We start from the raw sequence: 16797 nt of genomic DNA on the forward strand, positions 1-16797 counted from the left end.
TCCTTTAACTCATATTTACTCATTTAATATTGTTATGAACCGAAAGTATATTGTTGAATTATCAGCAGAAGAAAAATGCGAATTAGTTAACTACTGCAAAAAAGGCATGGTCAATGTTCGAAAGTACAAACGAGCCGCCATTTTATTAAAAGCGGACCGTTGTCGATATACAACAGATCAAATATGTGAAGCGGTTCAAGTGAGCTCTTCAACTGTATTTCGAGTCAAACGTCAGTTTGTCGAAGACGGTTTAGAAGCCGCTTTAAATGAAGGTGCACGAAGTGGTGCTATGAGAAAAACCTCCGCGAAAGATGAAGTAACTTTAATAGCCACAGCCTGTTCTGAGCCGCCAACAGGACACTGCCGATGGACATTAGCGTTACTTGGCGAGCGATTAATAACATTAACGGATTTAGACAGTATTTCATATGAAACGGTTCGTAGACGCCTTAAAGAAAATGCGTTAAAGCCATGGCAAAAAAAGATGTGGTGTGTGGCAACAATGGACGCTGAGTATATTGCAAGAATGGAGCATGTACTTGAATTATATGCTGAGCCAGCGGATGAGCTCAATCCCATTATTAATTTTGATGAGGCGATGAAGCAACTTGTTGATGATACACGGCCAGTACAACCGATGAAAAAGGGACAGGTAAAACGCCTAGATTATGAATATAAACGGGTTGGCGTGGCTAACTTATTTGTATTCTTTGACCGTCATCGGGGTTGGCGACACGTTAAAGCAACACAGAGGAAAACGAAAGTTGATTTTGCACACTGTATGAAGGACTTAGTCGATGAACACTACCCACATGCGAATAAAATTCGTGTCGTGCTAGATAACTTATCGACTCATACGGAAGGTGCGTTATATAAAGCATTTTCACCGCAAGAAGCACGACGTATTTTAAATAAAATAGAGTTCCATTACACACCTAAACATGCGAGTTGGTTGAATATGGTCGAGATAGAAATTGGCAATATGAATAAGCAATGCTTAGATCGGCGCATAGCAAGTATGGAAGAGTTAAAGACAGAGCTCACGGCGTGGGAATGGCGCCGAAATAAAGAAGGCGCCAGTATAAATTGGATGTTTAATGTTGATTCAGCACGTGAAAAACTAGAGAGAGCTTACGGTGCTCTCAACTAGTCAAAATTTGTGTGACGAAGTACTAGGATCCTAAAATCTAGCGTCTGGGAATTAATGGCTGAAGCCATTTCCTACAAATGCTTAACCCACATATAAGCAGGCTTCAGCCGCGAAAGATTTATATATATTTTTATCTGCTCATTTGCTCTCATTCACTTCTCTTTGTGCAAAAGATCTTTAAATGATTGATCCACCACAGAGAACTCCGAGTTCAAAGAGGAAGGGATTAGGGTCCTAGCCCTTCAGCTCCGTGTAGCGCGCAGCGCCTCGGTGGTAAAAATTAAGTAACTATTTGCAAGCACCGAAATGGTAGGTAGTGCTTTAGCGCGTCAATGAACTTATCACCGTAAACGACGACCACACTCTGTGATTACTGATATTGCGAAGTAAAATATTAGCAACTTAGCACGTGTTAATCTCGTGATAGGTTATATTTTTTCATTTTTTCAACTAAGGTTGTGCGGCGTACACCCAAGATCTCCGCAGCACGCGCTACGACATAATCATAACGCTCTAAGGCCTGAGTGATCAGGCTAATTTCCAGCTCAGCTAAATAATCTTTTAGCTCAATCCCTTCGTCGGGTAAAAGGTCTGCTGATGGCTGAATTGCTTCAACTTCTGGCTCATCGTCGTAATCACTAAAACCAGTACTGAAAATATCATTGAAAGCATCACGCTCCATAAGCTCTTCGGGATATTGTGGTTCATAAGCATCAACTTCAATATAACGATATTTTGCTGGTAGGTCTGGAATATCAACCACTTTATCTGGCAGCATGATCACCATACGCTCAACTAAGTTAGCTAACTCGCGAATATTACCCGGCCATGTATGCTCTTTTAAACTATCAATTGCGCGCTCGGTAAATTTAGCGGTAGTACCACTTTGCTCATTAATACGGCGCATTAGCTCTTTTAATAATAATGGAATATCATCAGCACGTTCTGCAAGTGATGGGTTTTCGATAGGAAAAACATTGAGTCGATAATATAAATCTTCGCGGAAACTTCCTTGCTCTATCATTTTTTCAAGATCACGGTGTGTTGCAGCAATCACCCGCACATCCGCTTGAATTGGTTTTGTACCACCAACCCGCTCATAGCTGCGCTCTTGTAACACTCGTAATAACTTTACTTGCATTTGCAGCGGCATATCGCCAATTTCATCTAAAAAAAGCGTCCCACCTTGGGCAAGTTCAAAACGGCCTTTACGCGCTGAAATAGCACCAGTGAACGCGCCTTTTTCATGACCAAATAACTCACTTTCTAACAGCTCCGCAGGTATCGCCCCACAGTTAACGGGTACAAATGGCCCTGTATTACGTTTTGATAGTAAATGAACATTACGAGCAACCACTTCTTTACCAGTACCTGATTCGCCTAAAATTAATACATTAGCGTCCGTTTTAGCAACTTGTTCAATTAAAAAGCGTACATCTTTAACCGCTTCAGTTTCACCAACTAAGCCATCAAAGGTTTTGTGCGGTTTTGCGTGTTTATGCTCATTTGGTAACATCCGTTGATACTGTTGGCAATCATGCAGTAATTGAGTCGTTACATCATGGTTAAAAGGTTCACAGATAAGGCCAACTACATTGGCAATGCTCAACAGTGGTTTAAGGGTTTCACCAATTAATAGAAATGGTATTGTTGGATGGCGCTTGATCACGCTCTCATGATCTAAACTTTGTAATGCGCCGAGGATCACCATACATGACTGCTTTTGGTATTTTTCACATTCTTGTTCAAGGCTTGCATCATCAAGCAGTTGCACTGCCTCACCAATAAAGGTAAGCGCAGCATGTAAACCAATCGCACGATTATTATTATTATCTAAGATCAAGATCATTATTTAGCGAACCACAGTTACTACAAGCTATTAATAATTTAAATTGTAAGCGAGTTTGAGAGGGATGCAAGCACTAAGCGGCAGTTTTTTGACAACCATGCCAAAAAATAGACGCTTAGCTAATTGCAAGTAATACTTAAGAATTACCGCAGTATCTTTAATATTAAAGCAAGCCTAAAATAGATTCAGCCGATTGGTTGGCTTGTCCACGCAGTGCAACTGACGCTTGTGCTAAAATATCATTTGATACTTGCTGTGAAACCGCCTGAGCATAATCGGTATCTTGAATTCGACTTTGGCTCGCGGCAATATTTTCTTGCTGAGTTCCTAAGCCTTTAATGGTACTTGCCAAAGTATTTTGAAAAGCACCAAGTTCAGCTCGCTGGGCGTTAATTTCGTCCGCCGCTTGGTCACTAATATCAATTGCAGCTTGAGCACCTGCTTGAGTAGAAATATCAATTGTTGATATTACTGATGCAAAACTACCGTCCGAAGGAGTAACCGTTTGATTTGCATTCGCATCTGGACCAACCTGAAACGACACCGACTGACCATCAAACATAGGTTTTCCTGCAAAATTAGCATTTTCAAACGTCTCTGTAATTTGACTTTGTAACTGCACTACTTCTTCTTGCAAAGCAGCACGGTCATTATCATTTAATGCCCCATTACCTGCTTGGATAGATAATTCACGAATACGCGAGACAGCATCGTTGACACCCGACAAGTTTGACTCGGTCGCTTGCGAATAAGAAATACCATCATAGGCATTATTCACCGCTTGGCTGTAACCGTCTTGCTGGGATGTTAATCTATTAATTATTTGTAATGCAGCGGCATCATCTGCCGCAGAGTTGACTTTTTTACCCGTAGCAAGTTGCTCTGCAAGCTTGTTACTGGTTTGCTGTGTTTGGTTTAAAAAACTAGTTGCTGGTGATTGAATTTTCATAACAGGCTCCGACACGCTGATTGGTTAAATTATAGCTTAATTTGCCAAATTTTGCACTTTGTACCATTGTTTAATTAAATTAACTTGGCATCGTGCTTGCTAACCTACTCTGTTAATAGGTAAAGTACTGAGCAGTGTATTAAATTTCACTTTTTGCGTATTTAACTTTTTTACTATAACTACGCCAATGATAAATAACTTGGGTAAAACTATGTTCGATAACAAAACAATTTTAATTACCGGTGGTACCGGATCATTCGGTAAAAAATACGTAAAAACGTTACTTGAGCGATACAAGCCAAAAAAAATAATTATTTTCTCTCGTGATGAGTTAAAACAATTTGAAATGCAGCAAGACTTTGATCAACCATGTATGCGTTACTTCATCGGTGATGTACGCGACAAAGACCGCTTACGCCGTGCAATGCGTGGAGTAAATTACGTTATTCATGCTGCAGCTCTTAAACAGGTCCCTGCCGCAGAATATAACCCGATGGAATGCATCAAAACTAACATCAATGGTGCGGAAAATGTCATTGATGCTGCCTTAGATAATAATGTTGAAAAAGTCATTGCGCTTTCTACTGATAAAGCAGCCAACCCAATTAATTTATATGGTGCGACAAAATTAGCATCCGATAAATTGTTTGTTGCCGCTAATAATATTGCCGGTGGTAATCGCACCACATTTTCAGTTGTTCGCTACGGTAATGTAGTCTGCTCGCGCGGTTCAGTAGTGCCTATTTTCCAAAAGTTTATTGACCAAGGCCGCGACCATATCCCTATCACCCATGAAGAAATGACCCGCTTTTGGATAAGCCTACAACAAGGTGTTGATTTTGTTTTAACTAACTTTGAGAGGATGTTAGGGGGAGAAATTTTTGTTCCCAAGATCCCATCAATTCGTATTACAGATTTAGCAACAGCTATGGCACCAAACCTGCCACAAAAAAATATTGGTATTCGCCCGGGTGAAAAATTACATGAGGTGATGTGCCCTTCTGATTTGTGTTTTGATACCTACGAATTTGATGATCATTTTGTGATTGCACCTGGTATTAAATTTAGTAGTCGCAGCAATAGTTTTGATACAAACGCATTAAATGAGCGCGGTAAAAAAGTTGAAGTCGGGTTTGAGTATAGTTCTTTAAGTAACCCCCACTTTTTGACAATAGAAGAAATAGCAGCTTTTAATATTCAGGCACTTTTATGATCCCATATGGAAAGCAATCTATTGACCAAGCAGATATTGATGCGGTACTCAATGTTTTACAATCTGACTGGCTCACGCAAGGTCCTAAAGTACCTGCATTTGAAGCTGGCATTGCTAGTTACTGTAAAGTAAAGCATGGCATTGCAGTAAATAGTGCAACATCGGCGTTACATATCGCATGCCTAGCATTAGGCGTTGGAGAAAACGATATAGTCTGGACATCTCCTATTTCTTTTGTAGCATCAAGTAATTGCGCACTTTATTGTGGTGCTAAGATTGACTTTGTTGATATTGACTTAGATACCGGCAACATGTCGATTAAGGAACTTGAGCAGAAGCTGATCCTAGCAGAAAAAAATAACTGCTTACCTAAAGTTGTCATACCGGTACACTTGGCGGGTCAATCATGCGATATGCAAGCCATTCATCAGCTCGCTACTAAATATGATTTTAAAATTATCGAAGATGCCTCTCACGCCATTGGTGCTAAATATTTAGATAAACCTGTTGGTAATTGTGAGTTTTCAGATATTTGCGTATTCAGCTTTCATCCTGTGAAAATCATCACGTCAGCTGAAGGCGGTATGGCGGTTACAAATGATGATAATTTAGCAAAGCGTTTAAAACGATTAAGAAGCCATGGGATCACATCAGATGAAAGTGAAATGACCGATGCAAGTCATGGACCTTGGTACTATCAGCAAATCGAGCTTGGCTTTAATTATCGTATGACTGATTTACACGCAGCGTTAGGGCTTAGCCAACTAAGTAAAGTTGACGAATTTGTTAAGCAGCGACATCACCTTGCTAAAATATATGATACACATCTTGATTTAAATTTGGTTCGTCCATTACAGCAAATTGATACCTGTTATTCCGCTTATCACTTGTACATAATTCAACTAAATAATAGCAATACAACTCGTCATAAAAACGCTGTAACTCAGCTTCGAGCAGCTGGGATCATTGGCCACGTTCATTATATTCCAATACATTTACAGCCATACTATCAAACTCTAGGCTTTAAGGTTGGTGACTTCCCTAATGCTGAAAAATATTATCAAGGTGCTATCACCCTTCCTCTTCATCCATCGTTGAAAGAGCAAGAAGTGCATTTTGTACTGAACACTCTACAGCAAATCTTAAATTAAAGTTTTCAACCTTTTTGACGATATAAACATATTATTTAATGAACCTTGAGGCAACTATGTTACAAACTCACCCGACTTTCAAACTTGCTTTTATTGGCGGGGGTAACACGTCAGCTGTTGGTTATGTGCACTTTTGCGCAGCTCACATGGATCATAAATTTCAAGTTGTTGCCGGTGCCTTTTGTCGTAATCAAGAAAATAATCAAGCTACAGGTATTCATTGGGGGATCCCAGCAGAACGTGTTTACGCAGATTGGAAAGAAATGGTCGAAGCTGAAAAGGGTCACATTGATGCTTTTGTAGTGCTCACTCCAACACCACATCATTTAGAAGTTTTACAGTATTTATTCGAAAAAAAATTACCCGTAATCTGTGAAAAAGCGATGGTTTGTGGACCACGAGAAATTGCAACTCTTCGCCCTTATTATGATCCAAAGAAACAATTTTTAGCTGTTACTTTTAACTACAGTGGCTATGCAATGGTACGTGAGTTAAAGCATTTAATAAATTCAGGAAAGCTGGGAACAATTCAAAAAATTCACTTAGAAATGCCGCAAGAAGGCTTTCGCCGCCCCCCCGATATCGCGGGAAAAACATCACAACCGCAGGCGTGGCGTCTGCGAGATGCTGAAGTACCAACCATTTGCTTAGATTTAGGTGTTCACCTTCATCACCTAAGTAGCTTTTTATTGGGTGAGGAACCAACTCACACATTAGCTGAATTTAGTAACCACTCTCAATATGCTAATTTAGTCGATGACGTACAAATGCTAGTAAAGTATGCCAGTGGCGTCAAAGGCAGCATGTGGATGTCAAAAACGGCTATTGGTCATCGTAACGGTTTACAGATCAGAGTGTATGGAGATACCGGAAGTGCTAAATGGTTACAGCTCAACCCCGATGAGTTAGAACTAAATTTTAATGATGGTAGGCGAGAGATATTAGACCGAGCGGGTCAGTGCGACTACGCCCACCAATTTAGATATAACCGCATGAAACCAGGCCACCCCACTGGTTTTGTAGAAGCATTTGCAAACTTATACAGCGACATCGCTGAAGATTTACAATGTTTTCAACTAGGGCAAGAAAATAACCAACCATACGTATTTGGTTTAGAACACGCCGCAGATGGCTTAAAGTTATTTGCTGCTGCTAAACGTTCGACACAAACACTTGGCTGGGAAAGCGTGTAATACGCTTAATTACAACTCTCTAGATATGCCTGCTTGATACTCGGTTTATGGATTTTACCCATTTCGGTTTTTGGCAGTCTTTTCATCTCAAACAAAATTCGCGGTTGCTGATAGTCAGTAAGTTCTTTGAATAAATGCATTTGCAACTGCATTTTTGCATTCACTGGCGCAGTATCATTACAAACAAAAGATAATAAAATGACTTCTCCAAATTTATCATCACTTACTCCAAAAGCAGCACACTCAGCAATCCAAGGTAAGTAATTAGTTACCAACTCAATATCGCTCGGGTAAACATTGATCCCGCCCGATTTAATAACTTCTTTTGTTCGACCAACATAATAAAGATAATTATCATCATCCAAATAACCAAGGTCACCAGTAAAAAAATAACCATCACTGTCGTAACTCTGCGCAGTTTGCTCTGGTAAGTTATAATATTGTGCAAACGCAGTTGGTGAGCGACAAGCTATTTCACCGATATTACCATTAGACAAAGTATTACGTTCAGCATCACATATTTTTATTTTCAGATTTGGTAAAGGCTTACCTACACTATTGATCGGTACATTCGGCTCGGTTATATCAAAATCACTGATCACCCCCATTTCTGATGCCCCATAACATTCATGAAAACGGCAATTCAAGGCTAATAACAGTGACTTTTTGTCGTCGCTTTCAAGCGTTGCAGAAGATGATACAACACACTTCAAGCTTGTTAACTGCGCTTTTGCTAACTCTGGGATCAAGGCCTTTAGTTGACTTGAAACAGCAAATAAAAAACTAATTTTATGAGTATTGATTGCATCAAGCCAAGCATTAACTGAGAACTTGGGTAAAATAACTACACTTGCGCCCAACATTAGTGGCATCAGTAAAGAGCGCTGTGCAAGTGAATGATATAAAGGTGTTGAAACCAACACAACATCGCTTTTATCTAATTGGTAATACTGAGCCGTCGCATCAAATGCGCGAACAATTTTAGTCGCTTGAGTAAATACTATTGGCTTAGGTTGACCAGTAGAACCTGAAGTCATGGTAAGAATATAAGGTAAATTGATATTTTCTACTGGAAACTCATCATATTGCGCCGTGGATGCAGACATTACATTGACCAAATCAATCAAGTTATCACTATTGCCACCTATCGTAATTATATTGTCGGTAGCTAAAACATCATTATTAACAAGTTGTTCAGCCACACTTATCCATGCTATAGCATACTCGCAATCAGCTACTTGTAACGCTTTTGATAAAGCCTGTCCTTTAAGAGTTAGTGGTAATGGCGCAAGCGCAATACCCAGTTTAGCCGCAGCTAATAAACAATATGTAAACTCGAGGTTATTTGGACAAAATAACGCAACTTTATGTCCTTGCTTAATTCCTAACTGAGTCAGGCCAGCAGCTAAAGAATCAACCTTATTTATTAGTTGTTGGTAGTTAATTTGGGTCTGTTGATATATACACGCAATTTTCTCAGGTTGAGTAACCGTATGTGATTGAACAAGCTGGTATATATTTTTATTGTGCATTTGGGTCCCACATTACAAAATTAAACTGCTCATCGGCTAAAGGGAATAATTGCTGCGTTGTTGCATATTCAATTGAATCGATAGGCGTTGAGACAAACCCCATATATTTATTTAGCAAATTGACGAATTTATTATCTTTGTGGATCACCGCAAGCCAAATAGCATTGGGATGACTCGCTTTACAAAACTCAAGTTGCCATTGTAAGGCGATCATAGCTATGGGCAAGGAAAGATCTTGATTACAAGAAAACCAGCCGCCATATAAATACTTATCTTTATATAAATTATGCCAGATATACAAACTTTGAGATTGTCTACTGCCTTCTCGCTCTGTAATCACAAAGTTAAAACGTGATTGATTAAACCACCATAAATAATGTTCCAATGGCTTAATAGCATTCTGCACAGTCATTCTCACGCTATTGCTAGGTAAGTTTCTAGCCGATAAATAACTATTTATATGGGTATCATCAACTTGGCAAACAACCAAATTATCTGTTAATTCAGTCTTTACTTCGCAGTGCTGCTCAGCAATAGCAAAACAATTTGTTGATATCTTCTCACCGACAAGAGCTTTAGCTATTCGCCGTGCCCCCTCGCCATCAACCGATACTTTTCTTTTGGCTACCAGCAATTGTAATCTTGGTAATTGACTAAGAGCGATATCAATTAACTCTCCTAATCGCAAAAAATCATCAATAGAAACATCATTAATATGGAGGTAGTGACCTAACCACTCCAAGATATCAATATCATTAGTCTGGTTATCCTCAAGAGAAAAAGTAATCGCTGGTGTTTTAGTCGCAGCACATTCATAAAAAGAGGTGCCTAATGCACCCACAAAAAGTGAGGATCTTTCATAATACTCTTTCAGGCAAGTTACATTCTCTAAAATATTAATATTTGGAAACTCTTGCCCAATAGCATACATAGTATCTTTATTCGTTGCATAGGGACCTATCACTATATCAAAAAGAACATTTGCTTGAATGGCTCTTGGTAATCCATCAAAGATTCTTTTTAGAATAAAAAGATCACCACCGCCACCTAATGAAAATAAAACTCGAACGGGAAGATCTGACTCCGAAGAGTGCTTTTCAACGGTACGATATGTGGGATCTAAAATACAATAATTCGGGCCTAAAAGACGAACGCAATCAGTCGGTACTAGCGATTCATAACGGCTCTTTGTATTCGGTCCTACCCATTTATAATCAATCAAAAAATCGCAAGTATGTTGTCGCTCGTTATCATCAATAACGGTTAAGGTAAAACCGGATTTCTTTATCAACTGCTCGTATTCATGCGGTAAAGTATAACTATCAACTATTAAATGCGATAAACTATTCTGATGCATATAATTAATTGTTAAAAGTGCGTCCTCTTCATAATTTTGCCAATGAACATCAGCCACTTTAAAATCTGCATACAGCGTTTGGCTAAACTGACATAAATCATCAAGAATTATGTGGACACCTAATTGATGCTGTTTTAATGCAGAAGCCAAATGTTTCATTCGCATTAAATGACCAATGCCATTGTCTTGCTTATTAGTGATACGAATTGCAAACATAATTATTGCTTTGCCATAACCATATCAACAAATCCACTCACATAATTCGTCTTTGGATCAAGCAATTCCTGAGGTTCAATTTTTATACCGAAAGTCAATTCAATCTGCATTACTAATGTCAGAATCTCAAATGAATCCAAAGCTATATCATCCTTGAATGAAAGCTCTAAAATATTATCAATATCAACAGCGCAACCTCTGTCTGTAAAAAACTGATATAAAAAGTTAATAAGTTGATTTTTCATTAATGAGAACCTTTTGGAATACAATACAAAACGGTGCTTAACCCTAAATGTTCATGTACTCGTAAATACATATCGTAATTAGGCTGCAATTGATCGATAAATTGAGGGAGTTCCCATAAATCTTTCGGTTTATGGTAAACACAAATAGCTAGCACAGGCTGTTGGGTTTGAATTAAATTTTTGGCACCTTCAAGAGCAGCTAATTCGGCCCCCTCTATGTCCATTTTTATATAGTTTATATCCATAGCTTGACAAGTTGAGTCTAAATCAACAACAGATACTGAAGAATCATTTATAACTTCACTTTGTATAATATTGCTGGAGCTTGTTTGCCCTTGATTAAAATTAAGTAAATCAACACATTTCCAAACACCCGAAGGGAATGCTTGAAAAGAAATTTCAGGATTATTTTTCTTTAGCCTGTTTTGTGTATTTGTAAGTGTTTGATAATTATTTGTATCGGGTTCAAATGAGGAAATATGCTCAAGTGTTATAATATTTTTTTTATGAAGTTCTACAAACGCCTCTACTGTATCCCCAGTATAAGCACCACAATCGATAAAACGAATTGGTGATTGAAAATTGAAAGGTATATCATCTGGGAAGTACTCAATTTTTCTATCCGGTTCAGGGTAGTCATCAATAGAAAGGGATGCCCTAAAAGCACACAATTTATCTAATATATTTTTACTTTTATCATCCCCCAAACGCGCTCGTAACCACTTAATACTTGGTAAATTCAACATATCATGATGACTTGTGCGCATCCATAAATGCTCTAGCTGTGCATATTCCTTAAACACTTCTGGGAACTCTCGTGCAGCCTCAAAAAAGCCAAGAACATTATTATAACCGAGCTCTTGTAGGCGCTCTTTGATTTGCCCTCTATTAGAGTTAACTAACGGCGTTACTGCAACAATGACTGTCATATTACGATCAGCTGTATGCTCATCAAAAATAGGTAAATTATACTTCATCTGGCTAACTAAACGTTGATCGATCCACCCATTAACTTGTAGCTTTTGCTTTACTAAAATTCTATAAAAACATTCTCCAAAATGACCCGCTCCGTAAATTAGATAGTTCATTTAATCGCTCCAACGTGATGCCAAGTCAAAGGCATACCTTTTTTAATCGCTTTCGTTGCGAGTCTGCCCGTTATAAATCCTAAATCCTTTGGCATCAGCTCACCTACACCAGGCCTTAGATTGACCACATTCTCTTTGTTCAAAACTTCACCAGCAGCAATATCCCTCACTGCAAATAGGCAACGCCTTGCTTTACTGGGCTCACTAGGGAAATGTACACTGCCAATAGCCAACTCAACTTGCCTAACTCCTTGAACTAAATCTTCAAGTTCATCTGGTGTCATGGAAAAAAAGCTATCAGCCGTTTCATCTTCTTTACTCATCACAAAATGCTTTTCTATAATTGTCGCCCCCATAGCTACAGAGGCGACAGGTATATGGTTACCTAATGTGTGATCCGATAAGCCTATTGGTACTTTAAAAACATCTGCTAAATGAGGGATTGTTTTTAAATTAATGCTTTGCGGGGGAGCTGGGTAGCTACTTGTACATTTCAATATAGCTAAATCTGTTACTCCTGCTTGGTGAGCAACTTTCACAGCTTCGTCAATCTCAGCAAGCGTTGCTCCACCTGTTGACATAATCACCGGCTTTCCAGTCGCAGCAACTTTTCGAATGAGGTCATGATCGATCAACTCTGGCGAAGCTATTTTATATGCAGGTGAATCAAAAGATTCCAATAAATCGACTGCAGAATCATCAAATGGTGAAGAAAAAATAGTGATACCGATTTCATTCGCCAGCTGAATTAAAGGGGCGTGAAAATCCCATGGCATATATGCCCCTTCGTATAAATCATATAAATATTGTCCTTGCCATGGACCTGTTGCTTCAAAATGCGGTAATTTACAATCCATTGTTAAAGTATCTGCGCGGTAAGTTTGTAACTTTATCGCATCAGCTCCGGCCTCTTTTGCGGCTCTAACTAACGCTTTCGCCTGCTCTAAATTTTGACCATGGTTTGCTGACATTTCGGCAATAATATACACAGGATGACCTGGCCCAATTTTTCTACCATCGATGGTAATTTCAGAATTAAACGCCATTTGCGCCCCTTAAATTGCACTGTCAAAAAATCATTAAATCAAAGCAAATTTCATACCTAATTATCTACAATAGCTTACAATTTGATAAACTATATTGATCCAAAAGGATTTTAACTTTTAAGTTATGTGCAAGAGTGTAATGATTTGCTATATTTATCTCAATAATAATTACGATTACCAGTGACCATGTCTGATGTATTAATAATAATTCAAGCACGTATGACATCAACCAGATTGCCTGCCAAAGTGATGTTGCCGCTGTGTGGCAAACCAGTGTTACAAATTATGCTTGAACGCTTACCAAACTGGCACGATCAAATCATTGTCGCAACAACTAATGATGGCACTGAGCAGCCTATCTTGGATTTATGCACACAGCTGAATATTAAAACCTACCAAGGGGATACACAAGACGTACTAAGCCGCTATTATCTGGCTGCTAAACATTATAATGCTCAATCATCTACAACCATAGTTAGGCTAACGAGTGATTGTCCACTGATTGATGAAGAGCTATGTAACAAAGTGATTAATGAAAGAGTGACTCAAACCTATGACATGGTTAATTTAGGTCCTCATAGTGGTTACCCTAGAGGACTTGACTGCTGCGCATTTTCATTTGATTTACTAGAGAATACCCATCTAAAAGCAACATCACCGGACGATCGTGAGCATGTTACGTTAGGCATGGCAAAATTTAATACTATAACGACTCACACATTCAGTGCGTATGAAGATTATAGCCACTTTCGCCTAACACTTGATGAACCAGACGATTACAAAGCAATTACCGCTGTTTATGAGCATTTTTTGAATAAAGTAGATTTTTCCTATAATGATTTAATAAAAACATTAAAGGAAAACCCTCACATCACCGATATAAATAAACATGTAGAGCAAAAATCTACTTAAGTTAGGCATAATAATTGTATGTCATTGAACATTATATTTATGACTACCAAAGAATTAGAGAATATTAAATGAATCCAAAAACAATATTAGTTACCGGTGCAACTGGCTATAAAGGAACTGTACTGGTTCCAAAACTACTGGCTTTAGGCCATCGCGTAATCGCGTTTGACATCCAATGGTTTGGTAATTTTTTGCCCTCTCATGACAACCTCTCAGTCATTAAAGGTGACGTACGCGACACTGATACGATTAACTTAGACGGTGTGGATTCTATTATTCATCTTGCTTCTATCGCAAACGATCCCTGTGGTGATTTAAACCCTAAATTAACATGGGAAGTGAGTGCGTTAGCAACTATGCGCTTAGCCGATAAAGCAAAGCGCTGTGGAATAAAACAGTTTATTTATGCGTCATCGGGTAGCGTATACGGCGTTAAAGATGAAGAGCAAGTAACTGAGGACTTAACGCTTGAGCCTATTTCTGAATACAACAAAACGAAAATGGTTGCAGAGCGTGTACTTCTCAGTTATGCCGACGACATGGCGGTACAAATTGTACGCCCAGCAACTGTATGCGGTTTATCTAAACGAATGCGCTTAGATGTTTCTGTCAATATGCTGACAATGCAAGCTCTAAAAAATGGAAAAATCACAGTGTTTGGCGGCGATCAAGTCAGACCAAATATTCATATTGACGATATTACTGATCTCTATATTTATATGCTGGATAATCCAGAGAAAGTCTCTGGTGTCTTTAATGCAGGGTTTGAAAATATCTCAATTATGGATATAGCAAAAATGGTACAGGCTAAAATAGCATGTGAGATTGAGGTTACTCCTTCAAATGACCCTCGTTGTTACCGTATTAATTCAGATAAGTTACTATCTACCGGTTTTACACCCAATAAAAATGTCGACACAGCCATTACCGAAATTATTACAGCTTACAAACAAGACTTACTTAAAGATGAAGACCATTTTTACAACCTTAAATGGATGCAAAGAGAAGTTTTATGACTAACAACCAATCTGCAACCACTATAGCCAAGGATTCAGTGAAAAACCTGACAACAAACTATGTGAACACCCTAACGGATGTATTAAAACAGTTAGATAGTGAACAAGTTAAGAGTCTTGTTGATACCTTACTTACTATGAAGGCAAATAACGGCACTTTATATTTATGTGGCAATGGCGGCTCAGCAGCAAATGCAATCCACCTTGCAAATGACTTTACATTTGGTATTAGCCCAGAAGGTAATGCATTAAAAGTTGAAGCATTACCAGCAAACAGCTCTGTTTTAACTTGCCTAGGCAATGACATTGGTTATGAAAATATTTTTGCACATCAGCTAAAAGTTAAAGCAAACAGCAATGATATTTTACTTGTTTTATCTGGTAGCGGTAACTCTGAAAATATAATTAGAGCGACTCAACAAGCACTCGACATTGGCATGAAAACAGTGGGCATTTTAGGATTTTCTGGCGGTAAAGTTAAGCCGATGCTTGACCAAGTTTTCCATTTCGAAGTCCAAGATATGCAGATATCAGAAGATACTCAAGTTATTGTCGGGCATATCTTAATGAAAGCTCTATACAATGCATTACGTGAGGCTAATTAATGACCACCATTGTCTACGGAATTACAGCCTCAACAGAAATGTTTATCCGATCAGAATATAATACTGACAATAATATTTTTGCTTGTACAAATGGTGGCGAATCATACAAAGGCACGCCTGCAAAATCATTAGAAGAATTATCAAAACTAGAAAAAAAACAAACGCTCCAAGTAGTAATTTGTTCTGAATTTGTCTTTGATATCTTACAATCTTTAAATAAAATTGGTATTACCACTAATCAATGTTCTTTTTTTAACCACATGAGCGGTAAGCTCATTCCTTGTATACAAATGCAATTTGATATTGATACTAAATCAACGTTATATGCTTTTTATGATCTCTCTTATAATTTGCCCTGCTTTGATGTAACTACTTTTATCGTTTTAGCTGAAATAGAACGAAAAAAACAAAATAAAAAAAATATTCAATTTGTAATTATCCCTAGCCATAGTGACGATACTCCAGGATTAAATGTATATCACGATAACGTTGATGCTAAATGGCGTATCGAAAAGGTTATTAAACCCATGTTTAATTGTCTTGCCTCATGCATAGGTATTGATCAGCCGATTTCGCAAAGTAGCCTTGTATACTATAAAAGCTTGAACCCTAGCATATATCCAAATAACTACTTTCAAAACCCTAGACAAGCAGCTGGAGATTTTAAATTATTAAAATCTTATGCCGAGCAAAATATTAAATTAAGTAACTTAGCACCTCCACAACAAGCTTATACTATTGTTAATGACTTCATAAGACATAACGTGGGCAAAAAAAAGCTAATAACAATTACATTGAGAGAATATTGGGCAAATTCCGAGCACAGAAATAGCAATACAACGGCATGGCTTGATTTTGCATTATCACTAGACCTCAATGAATACTTTCCGCTAATTATTAGAGATACTTATAAAGTAAGTGAGCCCCTTGAAGAAAAATATCAATCGCTTACAACGTATCCCCTTGCAGCTGTAGATTTAAGTATCAGGCTCGCCTTATACCATGAAGCGTATATAAATATGGGTGTTGACAGTGGTCCTCTTTATCCGATTAGCTATCTTGAAGGGGCTCGCTCAATCATTTTTAGATGGTGTTCGAATGATATTCCAAATCTATCAGACAGAACAAATAGCATGCACGGCTTTGAAGTTGGAAAAAATCATTACTTTAATGATAATGAATTTCAAATAAATGCATGGATGGATGATTCATTTGAAAATATTCAAACTCAATTTTCTCTTCTTGAGAATAAAATAAATAAGGCGGCAATCTAAA

15 protein-coding genes are annotated in these 16797 nt (G+C 38.1%); 8 read left to right on the plus strand and 7 right to left on the minus strand.

From position 1 onward, the window contains the following. Positions 1 to 34: 34 nt before the first annotated feature. A complete protein-coding gene (locus PVK79_RS17855; protein WP_257324033.1) occupies positions 35 to 1150 on the plus strand; it encodes an IS630 family transposase in 1116 nt (371 codons plus the stop codon). 412 nt (positions 1151 to 1562) lie between these two features. Here PVK79_RS17855 and PVK79_RS17860 read toward each other — a convergent pair whose 3' ends face one another. Further along, positions 1563 to 2999 (minus strand): sigma-54 dependent transcriptional regulator, encoded by a 1437-nt coding sequence (locus tag PVK79_RS17860; protein ID WP_145239424.1) that lies wholly within the window; start codon positions 2997 to 2999, stop codon positions 1563 to 1565. A gap of 163 nt (positions 3000 to 3162) precedes the next feature. Further along, positions 3163 to 3948 carry a flagellin N-terminal helical domain-containing protein gene (locus tag PVK79_RS17865; protein ID WP_182734913.1) on the minus strand — a complete coding sequence of 262 codons (786 nt, stop codon included), beginning with the start codon at positions 3946 to 3948 and terminating at the stop codon, positions 3163 to 3165. A 211-nt stretch (positions 3949 to 4159) separates the two neighbouring features. Between PVK79_RS17865 and pseB the strand changes: the two genes are divergently transcribed. The 3 genes from pseB to PVK79_RS17880 are packed head-to-tail and all read left to right on the plus strand — an operon-like array spanning position 4160 to position 7505. After that, positions 4160 to 5161, plus strand: coding sequence for a UDP-N-acetylglucosamine 4,6-dehydratase (inverting) (gene pseB, locus PVK79_RS17870; protein ID WP_145239431.1), 1002 nt, complete (start codon positions 4160 to 4162; stop codon positions 5159 to 5161). Beyond that, positions 5158 to 6312: a UDP-4-amino-4,6-dideoxy-N-acetyl-beta-L-altrosamine transaminase gene (gene pseC, locus PVK79_RS17875; protein ID WP_145239433.1), complete on the plus strand. Its 1155-nt coding sequence runs from the start codon at positions 5158 to 5160 to the stop codon at positions 6310 to 6312. The genes pseB and pseC overlap by 4 nt, the downstream gene beginning before the upstream one ends. A gap of 56 nt (positions 6313 to 6368) precedes the next feature. Further along, positions 6369 to 7505 carry a Gfo/Idh/MocA family protein gene (locus PVK79_RS17880; RefSeq protein ID WP_182731005.1) on the plus strand — a complete coding sequence of 379 codons (1137 nt, stop codon included), beginning with the start codon at positions 6369 to 6371 and terminating at the stop codon, positions 7503 to 7505. A 5-nt stretch (positions 7506 to 7510) separates the two neighbouring features. Here the strand turns inward: PVK79_RS17880 and PVK79_RS17885 are convergent, their stop codons facing one another. From PVK79_RS17885 to pseI, 5 genes are read right to left on the minus strand one after another with little or no spacing between them, the layout of a single operon-like run. After that, a complete protein-coding gene (locus PVK79_RS17885; RefSeq protein WP_182718188.1) occupies positions 7511 to 9037 on the minus strand; it encodes a class I adenylate-forming enzyme family protein in 1527 nt (508 codons plus the stop codon). Then, positions 9027 to 10610, minus strand: coding sequence for a hypothetical protein (locus tag PVK79_RS17890; RefSeq protein WP_257326278.1), 1584 nt, complete (start codon positions 10608 to 10610; stop codon positions 9027 to 9029). Before PVK79_RS17890 ends, PVK79_RS17885 begins: the two co-directional genes overlap by 11 nt. 2 nt (positions 10611 to 10612) lie before the next feature. Further along, a complete protein-coding gene (locus tag PVK79_RS17895) occupies positions 10613 to 10855 on the minus strand; it encodes an acyl carrier protein (RefSeq protein ID WP_076923517.1) in 243 nt (80 codons plus the stop codon). After that, on the minus strand, positions 10855 to 11943 hold the full coding sequence (locus PVK79_RS17900; RefSeq protein WP_257326279.1) for an FkbM family methyltransferase: 1089 nt from the start codon (positions 11941 to 11943) through the stop codon (positions 10855 to 10857). Before PVK79_RS17900 ends, PVK79_RS17895 begins: the two co-directional genes overlap by 1 nt. Next, complete coding sequence (pseI, locus tag PVK79_RS17905) at positions 11940 to 12989, minus strand: pseudaminic acid synthase (protein ID WP_182718191.1); 1050 nt, start codon at positions 12987 to 12989, stop codon at positions 11940 to 11942. Before pseI ends, PVK79_RS17900 begins: the two co-directional genes overlap by 4 nt. 186 nt (positions 12990 to 13175) lie before the next feature. Between pseI and PVK79_RS17910 the strand changes: the two genes are divergently transcribed. From PVK79_RS17910 to PVK79_RS17925, 4 genes are all read left to right on the plus strand, one after another. Further along, entirely contained in the window at positions 13176 to 13901 is a 726-nt protein-coding gene (locus PVK79_RS17910; protein WP_076923520.1) for a cytidylyltransferase domain-containing protein, read from the plus strand. Positions 13902 to 13969: 68 nt separating this feature from the next. Next, positions 13970 to 14917, plus strand: coding sequence for an NAD-dependent epimerase/dehydratase family protein (locus PVK79_RS17915; protein ID WP_145239453.1), 948 nt, complete (start codon positions 13970 to 13972; stop codon positions 14915 to 14917). Further along, positions 14914 to 15522: an SIS domain-containing protein gene (locus tag PVK79_RS17920; protein ID WP_076923522.1), complete on the plus strand. Its 609-nt coding sequence runs from the start codon at positions 14914 to 14916 to the stop codon at positions 15520 to 15522. Before PVK79_RS17915 ends, PVK79_RS17920 begins: the two co-directional genes overlap by 4 nt. Then, positions 15522 to 16796, plus strand: a complete 1275-nt coding sequence (locus tag PVK79_RS17925; protein ID WP_076923523.1) for a hypothetical protein — start codon at positions 15522 to 15524, stop codon at positions 16794 to 16796. The genes PVK79_RS17920 and PVK79_RS17925 overlap by 1 nt, the downstream gene beginning before the upstream one ends. Position 16797 lies beyond the last annotated feature (1 nt).

Source organism: Pseudoalteromonas rhizosphaerae, from assembly GCF_028885455.1.
GTDB lineage: Bacteria > Pseudomonadota > Gammaproteobacteria > Enterobacterales > Alteromonadaceae > Pseudoalteromonas > Pseudoalteromonas rhizosphaerae.